At 66.8% G+C, this 14,817-nt stretch carries 12 protein-coding genes; 6 read left to right on the plus strand and 6 right to left on the minus strand.

What is annotated here, in order from left to right; all coding sequences use genetic code 11:
* Positions 1 to 13: 13 nt before the first annotated feature.
* From ACTIMF_RS03415 to ACTIMF_RS03425, 3 genes are all read right to left on the minus strand, one after another.
* Positions 14 to 427, minus strand: a complete 414-nt coding sequence (locus ACTIMF_RS03415; RefSeq protein WP_442348874.1) for a hypothetical protein — start codon at positions 425 to 427, stop codon at positions 14 to 16.
* Positions 428 to 496: 69 nt separating this feature from the next.
* Complete coding sequence (locus tag ACTIMF_RS03420; RefSeq protein WP_442348875.1) at positions 497 to 1,588, minus strand: aminotransferase class V-fold PLP-dependent enzyme; 1,092 nt, start codon at positions 1,586 to 1,588, stop codon at positions 497 to 499.
* A 72-nt stretch (positions 1,589 to 1,660) separates the two neighbouring features.
* Entirely contained in the window at positions 1,661 to 3,139 is a 1,479-nt protein-coding gene (locus ACTIMF_RS03425; protein WP_442348876.1) for a CCA tRNA nucleotidyltransferase, read from the minus strand.
* Positions 3,140 to 3,227: 88 nt separating this feature from the next.
* On the opposite strand from ACTIMF_RS03425, the gene ACTIMF_RS03430 reads away from it, so the two are divergent.
* The 5 genes from ACTIMF_RS03430 to ACTIMF_RS03450 all read left to right on the plus strand — a co-directional run bounded on the left by ACTIMF_RS03430 (position 3,228) and on the right by ACTIMF_RS03450 (position 12,627).
* On the plus strand, positions 3,228 to 4,241 hold the full coding sequence (locus ACTIMF_RS03430) for an NUDIX hydrolase (protein WP_442348877.1): 1,014 nt from the start codon (positions 3,228 to 3,230) through the stop codon (positions 4,239 to 4,241).
* A complete protein-coding gene (locus tag ACTIMF_RS03435) occupies positions 4,231 to 6,822 on the plus strand; it encodes a DUF6049 family protein (protein ID WP_442348878.1) in 2,592 nt (863 codons plus the stop codon). The genes ACTIMF_RS03430 and ACTIMF_RS03435 overlap by 11 nt, the downstream gene beginning before the upstream one ends.
* Complete coding sequence (locus tag ACTIMF_RS03440; protein WP_442348879.1) at positions 6,819 to 10,388, plus strand: murein biosynthesis integral membrane protein MurJ; 3,570 nt, start codon at positions 6,819 to 6,821, stop codon at positions 10,386 to 10,388. Before ACTIMF_RS03435 ends, ACTIMF_RS03440 begins: the two co-directional genes overlap by 4 nt.
* A complete protein-coding gene (locus ACTIMF_RS03445) occupies positions 10,388 to 11,011 on the plus strand; it encodes a DNA-3-methyladenine glycosylase I (RefSeq protein WP_442348880.1) in 624 nt (207 codons plus the stop codon). The genes ACTIMF_RS03440 and ACTIMF_RS03445 overlap by 1 nt, the downstream gene beginning before the upstream one ends.
* 269 nt (positions 11,012 to 11,280) lie before the next feature.
* Positions 11,281 to 12,627 (plus strand): condensation domain-containing protein, encoded by a 1,347-nt coding sequence (locus tag ACTIMF_RS03450; RefSeq protein WP_442348881.1) that lies wholly within the window; start codon positions 11,281 to 11,283, stop codon positions 12,625 to 12,627.
* A gap of 127 nt (positions 12,628 to 12,754) precedes the next feature.
* On the opposite strand, the gene ACTIMF_RS03455 is transcribed toward ACTIMF_RS03450, so the two are convergent.
* On the minus strand, positions 12,755 to 13,069 hold the full coding sequence (locus tag ACTIMF_RS03455) for a hypothetical protein (RefSeq protein ID WP_442348882.1): 315 nt from the start codon (positions 13,067 to 13,069) through the stop codon (positions 12,755 to 12,757).
* A gap of 57 nt (positions 13,070 to 13,126) precedes the next feature.
* Here ACTIMF_RS03455 and ACTIMF_RS03460 point away from each other — a divergent pair, with 57 nt between their 5' ends.
* Positions 13,127 to 13,813 carry a TetR/AcrR family transcriptional regulator gene (locus ACTIMF_RS03460; protein ID WP_442348883.1) on the plus strand — a complete coding sequence of 229 codons (687 nt, stop codon included), beginning with the start codon at positions 13,127 to 13,129 and terminating at the stop codon, positions 13,811 to 13,813.
* Between the two features lie 28 nt (positions 13,814 to 13,841).
* Here ACTIMF_RS03460 and ACTIMF_RS03465 read toward each other — a convergent pair whose 3' ends face one another.
* Both ACTIMF_RS03465 and ACTIMF_RS03470 read right to left on the minus strand, forming a co-directional pair.
* Positions 13,842 to 14,351, minus strand: a complete 510-nt coding sequence (locus ACTIMF_RS03465; protein ID WP_442348884.1) for an SRPBCC family protein — start codon at positions 14,349 to 14,351, stop codon at positions 13,842 to 13,844.
* Between the two features lie 70 nt (positions 14,352 to 14,421).
* Positions 14,422 to 14,787, minus strand: coding sequence for an ArsR/SmtB family transcription factor (locus tag ACTIMF_RS03470; protein ID WP_442348885.1), 366 nt, complete (start codon positions 14,785 to 14,787; stop codon positions 14,422 to 14,424).
* Between the last annotated feature and the right edge of the window lie 30 nt (positions 14,788 to 14,817).

The following is a 14,817-nucleotide window of genomic DNA, read 5'->3' on the forward strand; positions in this document are numbered from 1 at the left end:
CCGGGGTTTGTGATCAGTCGCGGGCCGGTCGGTGCTCGTCGGCGAAACCGTCGCCGTCCGTGTCGATCAGCACGGTGTCGGCTACTCCGTCACCATCGGTGTCCAGAACCGATTCGCCAGCGGTCCTCGGCGCAGGCGACGCCGAAGGCTCCGCAGGCCGATCGACCCCGCGCTCCCACAACCCGGATCCATCGTCGGAGAAGTAGATCTCGGGCACACCGTCGTCGTCCAGGTCGAGCGCGGACCGATCGGCGACTCCGTCCGCGTCCGTGTCGGCCATCGCATCGTCGGCGATCCCGTCACCGTCGAAATCGAGCGAGACCGCGTCCATGACGCCGTCGCCGTCCAGATCCAGGTCTGCCGCGGACAGCCACGTGGACGTCGAGCCGTCACCGGCCCCGAAGACATACTCGATTACCCCGTCCATACTCAATTAGACGCAGCGACTCCGCGTCGCGTTCCACGAGACGCGGCGTGTCGCCGAAACTGACGCCGATCAGTAGCCCATCGTGCGAATCGCGGCGGCCAATGCGTCGAGCTGATCCGGCCGAACATCCAGGTGAGGGCTGATACGCAGATGAGGCTGGTCGCCCGCGAGAGGAGCGCGCCACGAATCGGCGGCCGTCACGAGGATCCCGGTCTCCAGCAGTTTGTCGCGCGCGGCCTCGAGATCCGCGACGCCCCAGCCGGGCGGCGGCGCCAACGTGACAAGCGCCGAGGGCTCGCTGTTGGGCTCGACGACCTCCCAACTGCCGACACCGCGCAGACGTTCACGGGTCGTCTCGCCGATGGCCGCGAGCTCGCGGAACACCTTCTGCTGCCCGAACTCCAGCACTTCGGCGACGGCCGTTCCCAGACCGAGCTGACCGGCGATGAACGAATCCGACGAGTCCACCTCGGTCCTGGCCAACGAATCGGCGCGGACCGCGACGAACCCGACACCGCGTGGACCGGTCAACCATTTGCGTGAGGTTCCGTAGACGATGTCCGCGCCGGTCACCGTCGGAACGTGACCGACCGACTGCGCCATGTCGACGACGACGGGGACACCGACCGCGTGCGCGACCTCCACGATCTCGGCGACCGGCTGCACCACGCCGCTCGCCGACCCGATGTGGCAGACGTGGATGAAGTCCGGCTGGTCGAACTGCAGCATGTTCTCCAGCGAATCGACATCCACATGCCCGTACACGTCGGCGTCCGGCAGCACGCGCACTGCGAAGTCACGTCGCTCGAACTCCGCGAGGTTCGGTCCGAATTCGTTCTTCGCCACCCAGACAGTCGGCGACATCGGCAACACCCACATGTTCAGCAGCGCACGCAACGACGTACGCGCACTGTCGCGGAACGACAACTCCTCCGGCGTGTGGCCGACCAGCGACGCCAGCGCGCGACGACCGGCGGCGAGTGCGTCCGCCTCATCCGCGGCGGCCACGTACGCGCCCCATTCCGATTCCCGCTCAAGGTGTTTCGTGATCGTCGCGATCACGGCGCGCGACGAACGGCCGGCCGATGCGGCGTCCAGGTGAGCGAGCGACGGCTCAGCACGCGCCGCGTGCCACTGATTCCCGAGTTCACTGCAGTACATGGGACGAATCTACCTTGCGACCCCGGTTGTGGATCGATCGATCGGGTCACTGCAGCGGTGCGGTGGAGCCGGTCAGTCGGTCGACTGCTCCGACCACCAGGACCGCAGCGCCGCCTCGGCGTCGTCGCGGGACATCGGGCCCGAATCCAGACGCAGATCCTTCAGGTAGCGCCAGGCCTTGCCGACGAGCGGGCCCGGCGGGATGTCCAGCAGTTCCATGATCGCGTTGCCGTCCAGGTCCGGACGGACCCGGTCCAGGTCTTCGGCCTCCTTCAGCACGGCGATCCGGTGCTCCAGGTCGTCGTAGGTTTCCTGGAGCCTTCGGGCGCGACGCTTGTTGCGCGTGGTGCAGTCGGCCCGCACCAGTTTGTGCAGGCGATCGAGGAGGGGCCCGGCGTCGGTCACGTACCGGCGGACCGCCGAATCGGTCCATCGGCCCTCCCCGTACCCGTGGAAGCGCAGATGCAGGAAGACCAGCTGTGCGACGTCCTCGACCACCGCCTTCGGATACTTGAGGGCCCGCATCCGCTTGCGGACCATCTTCGCCCCCACCACTTCGTGATGGTGGAAACTGACGCCGCCCGCGTCCTCGTGGCGCCGAGTCGCGGGCTTGCCGATGTCGTGCAGGAGTGCGGCCCAGCGTAAGACCAGATCCGGATCGCCGGTCTCCAGGTCGATCGCCTGCCGCAGGACCGTCAACGAATGGTGGTAGACGTCCTTGTGCTGGTGGTGTTCGTCAATCGTCAGCTTCATACCCGGGATCTCCGGCAGCACGCGGTCGGCCAGACCTGTCTCGACGAGCAAGTCGACGCCGTCGATCGGGTGTTCGCCCAGGATCATCTTGTCCAACTCCACCCGGATCCGCTCCACGGTGATCCGATCGATCTGGTCGACCATCGCACCGATCGCGTCAAACACCCGCGGTGTCAACGCGAAACCGAGTTGCGCGACGAAACGGACTCCGCGCAGCATACGCAGGGGATCATCGTTGAACGAAGTCTCCGGAGCGGCCGGCGTGTCGATGACACCGGCCAGGAGGTCCGTCAGCCCGTCGAGGGGATCACAGAACTCCTGCTGGCCGTCCGCGTGCAGTCGCACGGCCATCGCGTTGACACGGAAGTCGCGGCGGATCAGGTCGCCGTCGAGAGTGTCGCCGAAAGTGACCACCGGGTTACGACTGACGTGGTCGTAGATGTCCGACCGGAACGTGGTGATCTCCACCATCTGGTCGCCGAACTGTGCGCTCACCGTGCCGAAATCGATACCCGTGTCCCAGACCGCGCTGGCCCAACCCTTCAAGGTCTCGGCGATCACCTCGGGTCGGGCGTCCGTCGTGAAGTCGAGGTCGTTGCCGAGCCTGCCGAGCACTGCGTCCCGCACCGAGCCTCCCACCAGGTACAACTCGTGTCCGCGGTCGGCGAAACGGGCTGCGAGGGGAGTCAGTACCTCGTCGAGAGAACGCAACGTCACGGCCGCGGACGCCAGCAGACGGGTACGGCGCTCGGCGCGCTGCTCGTCGCTCATCCGGCTGCTCTGCGCGCTGTCGGTCATGGGATAGAAGACTACCGACTCGCCGACGCGGCGAGCACGGTCAGCCTGCCATGGCTAACAGACGGTGACGAGCGGCTAGCATCGGAGTGTGTCCGCCGAACCATCGCTGCACCATACGGACGTCGCCTCCGACGCTCCGGCAGCAAGCGACGGCGGAAAACCGGTCACCGGCGGCGGAACCGACCAGCCGACCCGCAACCGCCGCAATCGCCGAGGTCGCCGCAGGCGGGGACGTCGTTCGGGACGGCCCGCCGACACCGCCAAGCCCGACTCCGCCGCAGCGACACCCACGGCCACCGGCCCGTCGACGCCGAAGCCATCCGATCTCGCGAACCGGAACCGCCGCAACGACAGCGGCAACGGCAAGGGGGGTGACACCGGAAAGAACAACAACGGCGGCGGCAAAGGCAACAAGCCGTCGTCGCCGACACCGAACGGCGCGCGCCGAGGCGGTGGACGGTCCCCAGCCGATGCCGATTCGGCTCCGAAGCTGCGCACCGTCCGCGAGACCTCGGCGGGCGGGCTCGTGCTCTCGGACATCGACGCTCCCTTCGACGATCAGCGCGCCGCCCTCATCGGCCGCGTCGACCGCCGAGGCCGCACCATGTGGTCGCTGCCCAAGGGGCATATCGAGACCGGTGAGACGGCCGAACAGACCGCGATGCGCGAGGTCGCCGAGGAGACCGGCATCGAAGGGACCATCGTCGCGCCCCTCGGTAAGATCGACTACTGGTTCGTCAGCGACGGACGCCGCATCCACAAAACGGTGCATCATTATCTTCTCCGGTTCACCGGCGGTGAACTCTCGGACGAGGACTATGAGGTGAGCGAGGTCGCGTGGGTGCCGCTCACCGAACTGCCCCGCCGCCTCACGTACTCTGACGAGCGACGTCTCGCACGGATGGCCGAGTCTGTGATCGCCGATCTGCGGAGCGACCCGAGTCGGCTGGCTCAGTCGGAAGCCAGCTGTATCCGTACCGAGCCGAACGACTATGAGAAAGCCGCAGCCGCCCGCAACCAGCGCCGCAACGAGCCGCCGCCACCGGTCAGATCCCGGCGGCGCAGACGGCGACCGCGGCGACCGGCCACCGGTGACAGCTGACCGGCGCGGTCGCGGCGTCTCGGTCGCGGCGTTCGCGGCCGCAGTTCTCTTGACTCTCGGATTCGTTCTCGCCTTCGCGGGCATCGGCCCGGCGAGCACCGCGTCCGCGGCCCCCGGCGACGACCCCGACGCGAACTACGCGTCCGTCGCGCTCACCGAGGTCACGCCGTCGACCGTCACCAGCTCGTCGGGGCGGACGGTCGGGGTCCGCGGCCGCGTCACCAACACCTTCGACCGGCCGATCCACGACGTGATCGTCCGTCTCCAACGCTCGGGCCCGGTCACGTCGACCGATCTGCGCACCGTGCTCGGCGCCGACGCGTCCGTCTACGACACGGTGACTCCGTTCACGAAGGTCGCGACCACCCTCGCGCCTCACGAGAGCGTCGACTTCGACGTCGACGTCCCCCTCTCGGGCGGCGGCCTGCAGATCTCGCAGGCCGGTGTGTATCCGCTGTTGGTGAACGTCAACGGCACCCCCGACTACGGAGGCCAGGCCAGAATCGCTGATTCACGGACCATGCTCCCGGTCCTCTCGCTGCCCGCCGACCGGGGGCGGGCGCGCCAATGGGTCGATCCCGGATCGGGATCGGAGTCGACTCCGCTGCTCGGCCGCGACGGCTCGGTGGCCGCGAACGACACGAGGCCCGCCGCGTTCACCTTCGTGTGGCCGTTGGCTGCACCGCCGCAGCAGGCGGCGGGCACCCTCGGCGGCGACACTGCCGACATCCGACTCGTCGGCGACGACCTGACGTCCTCGCTCGAAGACGACGGACGACTCGGAAAGTCGCTCCAAGCCCTCGAGACCGTGGCCGGGATCGGCGACGACGGGGCGAATGAACCCGAGAATCGTGTGCACAACGCGATCTGTCTGGCCGTCGACCCCGACCTGGTGAGCACGGTGCAGTCGATGGCGTCCGGCTACTCGATCACCGAGGATCCGTCCGACCCGGACGCCGCGACTCGACCGGGCGACGGCTCGTCCACCGCCCGCAAGTGGCTGCAGCGCCTCACCCGGGTGGCGTCCAGCATGTGCGTCACCGCGCTCCCGTACGCACAGGCAGGGCTCGACTCTCTCGAGCGGATCGGCGACGACCACCTCACCGACATGGCGTTGCAGGGCGCGTACGACACTGTCGACAACATCCTCGGCGTCAAGACCGTCCGCGGCCTTACCCTTCCCGCGACCGGCACCGTGTCCCCGCGGGGACGGACGCTGCTCAACGGTCGGGACGGCTCCGACGCCGCGGCCGTCGTCGCGACAGCGGTGGATCCGGACAGTCAGGAACGCCGCGGGTCCGGTCTCGTCGGCCGCTATCGGTCCGGCGGACTGCCGATACAGACCTACGATCCCGGTGTCAGCGCAGCCCTCGGAGCCATCGGCGACCGTCCCGTCGCCCCGTCATTCGTCCCGAACTGGCAGCGGCCGTCCGTCGCGGGGGAGTCGGCGGTGAGTCGGCGTCAGACGGCGGCCGCGTCGCTGGCCTTCCCGATGCTCGACGTCGCCGCACCGACCCCGGGCGAGTCGGGGTCAAGTGAATCGGGTGCAGACGAATCGGAGTCGACTGCGTCGGACCCGGTCACCGCGGTCACCGGGCGCAGTGCATTCACGATGCCGCCGACGTACTGGTCACCTACCTCCGATGACGCGCGCTCGCTCCTGGACACCGCGCGACTCATGGTCGCCTCCGGCGCCGCCGACCCCGTCCCGCTCACCGACGTCGTCTCCGGACTCGGTAGGGCCGAACGTCCAGCCGATCTCGTCGTACCCGGGGACGTCGATCAGCTCGCCGCGTACGGCTACCCGCTGTCGTCGAAGGACCTGACGGACGTTCGACGCGATGTGGCACTGATCGGCCGTCTCGAGGACTCGTTCGCGACCGGTCACGACCAGCCATTCACGCCTGCCGAGTACGTCGACCCGCTGCGCGCGGACCTCCTCCGGACCGTCTCGACGCCGTCGACGACCAGCCGCATCGTCTCGAGCATCGAACGCCCGCAACGCCTCGCCGCGGTCGGGTCGACAGTGACCCACATGCAGCAGTCGGTGTCGTTGCTCGATCCGAGTGGGCGGTACACGCTCGCGTCCGAACGGAGTCCGCTGCTGTTGGTGGTGCGCAACGAGCTGGCTCTGCCGATCAAGGTCAGCCTGGACATCACCGCACCGTCCGAGCTCAGTGTCGGCGACGTCGGGGTCGTCGAGATACCCGCCCAGGGCACCAGACAGTTGCAGTTGCCCACGCACGCGTCGAGCTCGCAGCCGGCGACCGTCCGCATCGCCCTCGTCACGACGAACAACGTCCCGCTGAGCAGTCCGGTCGATCTTTCGATCTACGCGAACGCCTACGGGAAGGCACTGTTCTGGATCACGATCGCCGCAGGTGTCATCCTGGTACTTCTGACGGCGCGACGCCTATGGCACCGATTCCGCGGCGAACCCGACCCGGCCGACGAGGACAGGCCCGAGCCCGATGAGCACGAACGTCAGCTCGCCTCCATCGGTTACCAGCAGCGTCTGGCCGCCGAGCGCGTGACCGACACAGACGAACGCGAAGAGCCCGACCCCGGAGAGCGTGGATGACGACCGAGCACAAGAAAGTCGAGACCCCGTCCGACGAGAGCGTGATGCGCACCGGCGGTTCCATCGCCATCGGTACGCTCACCAGCCGTGTCACCGGGTTCGTCCGCACCGTCCTCGTGTTGGCGATGCTCGGCCCGGCACTGTCGTCGGCGTTCCAGGCCGCGTATGTGCTGCCGGGCATGATCTCCGAGTCGCTGCTCGGCGCCGTCCTCACCGCGATCGTCATCCCGGTCCTGGTCCGTGCCGAAGCCGAGGACGCCGACGGCGGCGCCGACTTCATCAACCGAATATTCAGCCTGACCGTCGTCGTCCTCGGTGTCGCGACGGTCGTCGCGATCGTCGCCGCTCCCGTATTGACGACGTTGAACGTCGGTGACGGCGAAGTGAATCGCGACGTCACCACGTCGCTCGCGTATCTGCTGCTCCCCGAAGTGATATTCTACGGCCTGACCGCGCTGTTCATCGCGATCTTGAATATGAAGGGCCTGTTCAAACCGGGTGCATGGGCTCCCGTGCTGAACAACGTCGTGCAGATCACGACCCTGGTCCTGTTCTTCCTCATGCCGGGCGAGATCAGCCTCAACCCGGTCACCATGTCCGACCCGAAGCTGCTCGTGCTGGGCATCGGCACCACGTTCGGCGTCGTCGCGCAGGTCGCGATCCTGCTCCCGTACCTGAAGAAGGTCGGGGTGCGGTTGAGCTGGAAATGGGGGATCGACACCCGCCTGCGGACGTTCGGCAACATGGCGGTCGCGATCATCGCCTACGTGCTGATCCTGCAGGTCGGCTTGATGGTCACCTACAACATCGCGGCGGGCGCCAGCGCAGGCGGCATCTCCGCATACGCCACCCACTGGCAGCTACTGCAGCTTCCGTACGGCGTCCTCGGGGTGACGATCCTGACCGCGATCATGCCGCGCATGTCACGCAATGCGGCGGCCGACGACACCGAGGCCGTCGTCGACGACATGTCGTTGGCGACCCGACTGACGATCGTGGCACTCGTACCCGTCGTTTCGTTCATGACGTTCTTCGGTCCCGCGACCGGTGTCGCGATCTTCAACTTCGGCGAGTTCGACGCCGACACCGCGTCCCAGGTCGGCTCGGTTCTCGCATGGGGCGCATTCACCCTCATCCCGTACGCAATGACCCTCGTCCAGTTGCGCGTGTTCTATGCCCGCGAGGACGCCTGGACGCCGACCGTGATGGTCTTGGGCATCACCGCGGTGAAGGTCGGGTCGTCGTTCCTCGGGCCGGTCCTGTTCGACGATCCCGCGATGGTGGTGCGGTGGCTGTCGCTGTCGAACGGCCTCGGTTATGCCGTCGGTGCGATCGTCGGCCACCTTCTGCTGAAGAAGCGCCTCGGCGGTCGAGCCATGAAGAACGTAACCCGACCGACGATGCTCACGATCGGCGTCTCCGCTGCGGTCGTGGCCGCCGTGTGGGGAATCTCCGAACTGACCGGCTTCGCGCGCATGTCGACGCATGCGGGCAAGATCGGTTCTCTGGTCTACCTGATCATCGCGGCCGTCGTCGCGCTCGGCGTCGTCTACCTACTCCTGGTGGCCCTGAAGATCCCGGAGATGGTGTCGATCAGCAACGCGGTGATGCGGATCGTCGGACGTTTCGTTCCGCGACTCGCCCCGCCCACCATCGACGGCGACGTGGATTCGCCCACGATGACAGTGCAGTTCCCGCGGGTCTCCGGCGAGGAGTCGTTCCCGTACGCTGGACAAGTAGACGTCCGGCGTCGCTTCGACCGAGGCACAGCCACCTGGCAGGAATACTCCGCCTTCACAGGTGGTGCGGCAGGCGAGACGGCTGTGATCCCGGTGGTTCGCAGTCGCCTCGCGGGCCCACCGCAGCGCCGCCCCGGATCGTCGCAGCCACCCCTGCGTCCCCGAGGAGCACAGCCGATGACCGGATCCGGATCGGGCGAGGAGCCACCGCGCCCGTCCACCGATCCGACGCGCGCCATGACGCCGAAGGCACAACCGGCTCAGCAGGTGCGGGGTCCTCGCCTCATCCCCGGGGCCGCCGTCGCCGGTGGCCGCTACCGTCTGCTCGAACCACAGGGCGGCGCACGCGGTCTCGCCTTCTGGCGAGCGAAGGACATCGGGCTCGACCGGGAGGTCGGCCTGACCTTCGTCGACCCCGGCCAGAAGTTCCCGCCGGTCGCTCCGGGACAGCGCGACCCCATCGAGGAGGGGCCACAGGCCGTCCTGCACCGGACTCGGAGGCTCGGGCAGCTGCACTCGGCGGGCGTCGCACGTGTCCTCGACGTGGTGCGCAGCGCGTCCGGCGGCATCGTCGTCACCGAATGGATCCCGGGTTCCAAACTCGCCGACGTGGCTGCGACCGGCCCGTCCGCGACCGGTGCGGCCCGCGCAGTGCGTGCCCTGGCGGCAGGCGCCGAGGCTGCTCATCGCGCCGGCGCGGTCCTGTCCATCGACCACCCCGATCGAATCCGAGTCAGCACAGCAGGCGATGCCGTACTCGCATTCCCGGCAATCATGCCCGACGACGACCGTCGCAGCGACGTCCGCGGTCTCGGCGCGGTCCTGTACGCATTACTGCTCGGCCGCTGGACCCTCGACGGCGAGGCCGGCAAGCGACTCGTCACGACCGCGGTGACCACCGATCCGGTCGGCGGAATGGCGATCGCCGAACCCGATCCCGCCGACCCGACTCAGCCACGGGTGCCTCGCGACGCGAAACCCGACATCCCGTTCGAGATCTCCGCCGTCGCCGCCCGCGCGCTGGAAGGCGATCGCGGGATCCGAACGGCCGCGACCATTCAGCACGTCCTCGACCAGGCGACGGTCATCGACCTGCAGACCGACATGCTGCCGAGGCTCGCGGACACCCCGGCCCCCGTGTCGGTGGCCCCGATCAGCCGAACCCGCAAGGAACGCCTGATGGGGGAGGGCGAGTCCGGGAAGCGGAACACCGCGCTGCTCGCAGGCGGCGGACTGTTCATCCTGTTCGTGATAATCGCGATCATCGTCGCCGCGACGAACCTGTTCGGCACGTCCGACGATCCCGATGCAGGCATGGACTCATTCCTGCCGGGGACCACGTCGAGCGCGCCTGCCGCGCCGCCGCCCGGCGGCGACGATAAGCCCGCCGCACCGATCGACGTACGGACGGTGTCTCTCTTGGACACGTCGCAACAGCCGCCGGACTCGTCGGCCAACCTCGAGCACATCCTGACTGGCGAAGCGCCCGGGTGGAAGACCGACAACTACCGCGGCTCACCGGATTTCGCGGGGCTCAAGGACGGTCTCGGACTGATGTTCCGGCTCGCATCGCCCGCCACCGTGAAGTCAGTGACGATCGAGACACCGACCCCCGGCTTCAACGTGGAACTGCGGACCACGGATTCGCGGAACCCGACGAGTCTGGACGCCACGACCGAGGTCGGCAACGGGTCGGTCGACGACAAGAAGACGACCCTCAACGTCGAATCACCAGGGGAGGCACAGTATTTCGTGGTGTGGATGACCTCGCTTCCGCAGAGCAACAGTGGATTCCAGGCCATCATCGATCGCGTGTCGCTGCACTGATGCCCGCAGACCCGGCATCCGGCAACACCACACCCGGCACCGTTCTCGGCGACGACGGACTGCACCGCACTCCGTGGGGCGCCACGCCGGGAATGATGCAGGACTACTACGACACCGAGTGGGGCATACCGGTGTCGGGGGAGTTTGCACACTTCGAGCGCCTGTGCCTCGAGGGATTCCAGGCAGGCCTGTCGTGGGCGACGATTCTGCGTAAGCGCGACGCCTTCCGAGAGGTGTTCGCCGATTTCGACGTCGACGCCGTATCCACGTTCGGGCCCGACGATGTCGAACGCCTCATGGGCGACGCCCGGATCGTCCGCAACCGCGCCAAGATCGAAGCCACCATCACCAACGCGCAGGCGACCATCGCCCTGCGCGAGGCAGGCGGGCTCGAGGCCTTCCTCTGGTCGTTCAAACCCACCGACACCCCACGACCGCAGACCATGGCCGACGTTCCGACCACGTCGCCCGAATCAGTAGCGCTGTCGAAGGCACTCCGGAAGAAGGGCTTCCGATTCGTCGGTCCGACGACGATGTTCGCTCTCATGGAAGCGCTGGGCATCGTCGACACCCATGTGGTGGGCTCGCACCGCCGCGGTGCGTCCGGAATCTGGGCCGACTAGCCGTTCCCGGCATGGCCCGTCGACGGTGCGATGAATGGTCTATTTCCAACAGGCGAACACATTCGCAATTCCCGTTCGGCCGAAATGGGCGATTTATGCGTCGAGCGACTCGGAGCCGTCAATGTGTATTTTCTCACTACGGGTTAGTCTGTTGAACCGATAGGCAATCGACCAACATTATGGAAATGAAGTCGGGGTTTGCTGAACATTGGAAATGCCTACCTGGGAACTGGATCACCTGGTCTCCAGACAAGGCGACGCGCGACGCTATGAGAAAGGCTCCTGACCTGGGCGTAGACACGTCCTTCATCCAGGCGGACCACCTCCGAAGCGGCATAGACGGCGAAGCGTGCACCCGCCGTCTGGTATTCACCACCTTTACAATCTATGACCATTTCGATGCCAGCGTCCTCGCGTCCGTATTCAATGAATTCGTCCGCGCGCATGAATCGTTCCACACCGCATTCGACATCTCAGGCGATATGCGGCCCGCGGGGCGGACATTGCGACCCGAGCAGATCGAATTGGCCGTCACCGCGACCTCGGACGACTACCCGGGCATCACCGTCAAAGACCATCTGATGGCTCATGTGCCGGGCCTCGAGGACTGGGCGGCATTCGAGTTCGCGGCGACCGGTATCGAGAACGCGCACAAGGACGCGGACTCGCCGCGCTTCGACGTGATCATTGCGGTGGACCACATGTTCACCGACGGTGTCTCGCAGGCCGTGAGCTTCTTCGAGATCGTGTCCCGCTACTCCGCTGCGCGCGAAGGAGTCGAATTCGTCGGCCTACCGGTGCGTCCGTATCCGGAGTTCTGCGCGGAGCAGCGTACCGCCGCAGCGGAGCTGACTCCGGAGCACCCCGCGGTAAGGCACTGGCGCGAGGTGGTCCAACGCGCAGGCGGGATGCCGACGTTCCCACTACCGCTCGGGCTCGCACCCGACGAGTCGGCGCCGGGCCGGATTCTGGTGCACTCGTCGTTCGTCGACTCGGAGACGGCCGGCCGGTTCGCGACCGCGTCCAAGCAGGCGGGTGCCAACACGGGCAGTGCACTGCTCGCAGTACTCGGCCAAGTGCACTACGAGTTGACGGGCGACGAGCTCTTCACGATGCTCGTCCCCCGCGCCGATCGATCCGCGCCCGGCGACGCGATGGCCGTCGGCTGGTACGTGACGCTGGTCCCCGTGCAATTCGATGCCCGAGGTTCGTTCGAGGAAGTCGCCGCCGCTGCGCACGCTGCGATGCGAGATGCCCGCCGACTCGAGAGCGTGCCGGTGTTCCCGGTGATCGATCTACTCGCGGATGATCCGTCGTTTCCCGTCGACCACGGATTCGCGGCGCCGATGCTGTCGTATGTCGACGTCTCGCGCGTTCCCGGCGCGGAACTCGCACGACAACACGACTTCTCCGTGTACGCCAATGCCACGCCCTCACGCGAGGTCTTCATGTGGATAAACAAGGACGAGTCGGGGCTCGACTTCAACGCCACCCACCCGGATACCGAAGTGGCCGCCGCATCCGTCGACACCGTCTTCAGATCGTTGCGCGACAAGATCGTCGACGTCGCCACCTGGAATGTCGATTCCCCGTTGGCTGCGGTGCCTGCGGGATGATGCCGCCTACGTTCCGACGGCCTTCGTGAGTCCGTATGTCGGACGGTGCATCTCGCGCTGGAACAATCGGAAGAAGCAATCCCAGACGTTATCTCGGTGACGTGCGCCGATACGACGCAGGCGTCAGTCAGCGGTGTACCGAACTCCGGATGCGCTCGACGGCGGCGTCGAGTTCGGGAACGACGAACAACCACTCGGAGCCGTCGCCGAGCGTAAGGCAGAGTCGCTCGCGTCGTCCGCCGCTCAAGAGCTTCCCGGTGCCCGGCACCGTCCCCACACCGGCAACGAACGTGAACGCGACGGAGAACCGTGCGCCCTGTGCGCGCCGCGCCTTCGGTTCGAATACCACATGGGTCTTGGTCACCTGTAGTTCGCCCGGAACCGCGATGCGGTCCATCGATCGCGCGGCCTTCCAGCGGGCCGACGGCTGCTCGTCGTTCATGGACTCGAGAATAGGTCAGCGGTCCGGCGGCCCACGGTCCGCCTACGATGATGATCGATGACGAACACTTCAGGGGGACGGACGTACGGGGGACTGACCGCGCAAGATCGGCACCTGCAACGTCGCACATCGCTGATCGACGCGGGATTGAACCTGTTCGGCACCCTCGGCTACCCGAACGTGTCGGTGAAGCGGATCTGCGCCGAGGCCGGTCTGACTCAACGCTACTTCTACGAATCGTTCGACGACCGCGCGGCGCTGCTCGGCGCGGTGTACGAATCGTGCGTCGACGCCGCACGCGATGCGACGCTCACCGCCGCTTCGACCGTCTTCGACAGCCTCGAAGTACCGGACGGGCCGATTCCGGAAGAGCTGATCCCGCGGTTGGCCGAGGAGGCACTGCGTGGCTTCATCACTGTCCTCGCACAGGACCCTCGACGTGCCCGCGTCATCTTGATCGAAGTGGTCGGGGTCAGCCCCGAACTCGAGGAGCTTCGCCTCCGCGCAATTCACGGCTGGGCCGACCTCATTCTCGGCTTCGCCAGCCGCGGGCACGAGCCGACACCCACTCAGCGTCTCGCCGCCATCGGGCTGGTCGGTGCGCTGACCCAGTTACTCGTCGACTGGCAGACCGCTGTACAGGAACCGATTGAGGAGGGGTACGACCTCGAACTGTTCGGCATCGATGCCATTCACCAGGTGGTCACCGCCATGTTCGTGGCGACCCACCGACGACTGTTCTAGCGCCGACCACGTTCGACGACGAGGCTTCCTAACGCTCCAGTTCGGCTTTCAGGCCATCGAGCGTCCGCCGGATGTTGTCTCGCTGAAACTCCGCGAAGCCGGGCTTTCGTGTGGCGATGCGGTCGAAGATCGCCGCAACGACATCGGGCCAGCCCCGGTCGTCGGTCCACGTCTCGGTGACGCGGCACCCGCCGGCAACCGGCTCGAAGGTATACGCCCATGACGCGATGGGGACCTTGAGGAACGGCCTGCGGAAGCCGTATTCACTCACTCGGAACGCGAACCGTCGACCACGGTCGGCCGCGGTCACTTCGCACCGCGTTCGCCAGCGGACACCGCCCCGCGCATTCGACCCGACGAACGTCATGCCGACGTAAGCGTCGTCCGCATGCTCCGCGCCCGGAGACTCGTCGATCACGGCGCCGGTGTTCTCCGGGCTCCACCGAGGCATCTGCGTGACGTCGCTGACGTGCTCGTACGCGGTTGAGGGATCGACGGCGATGAGCACATCGTCGGACACTTCCTTCATGCGGGCCATGGTGACATGATACGTCTCGGCCGAGAAGCGGCCGGCGACGTACTCGATGACCGTCGGCGTCGGTCCGGAGTCAGTCGGCCGGCTTCCGTGGCGCCGGCCCGGCTGCTCCTTGGCTTCGCGCTGCACGATCTGCTGTGACGATCTGGTCGAGCAGGCCGGGAAAGACCTTCTCCACATCATCACGACGCAGACGCGTCATCCTGCCGTTGCCGACGTCGCGCTGCCAGACCAGTCCCGCGGTCCGCAGCACCTTGAAATGGTGAGTGCGGGTGGATTGTGCCCACGGCACACCGAACACGCTGCAGAACTGCTCGGTGTCATCGGGTTGTTCGGCGAGCTGGACGATGACACTGCGTCGGTTCTCGTCAGAGAGTGCGTGCAGAATCTTCGACAGGTCGAACTCGTCGACATCTGGATGCCCATCCTTGTCCGCCATGAGGACCGCATCCCTCTCTGTAACGCCAGC

This window comes from Gordonia sp. (in: high G+C Gram-positive bacteria) (assembly GCF_052106715.1).
Taxonomy (GTDB): Bacteria; Actinomycetota; Actinomycetes; order Mycobacteriales; family Mycobacteriaceae; genus Gordonia.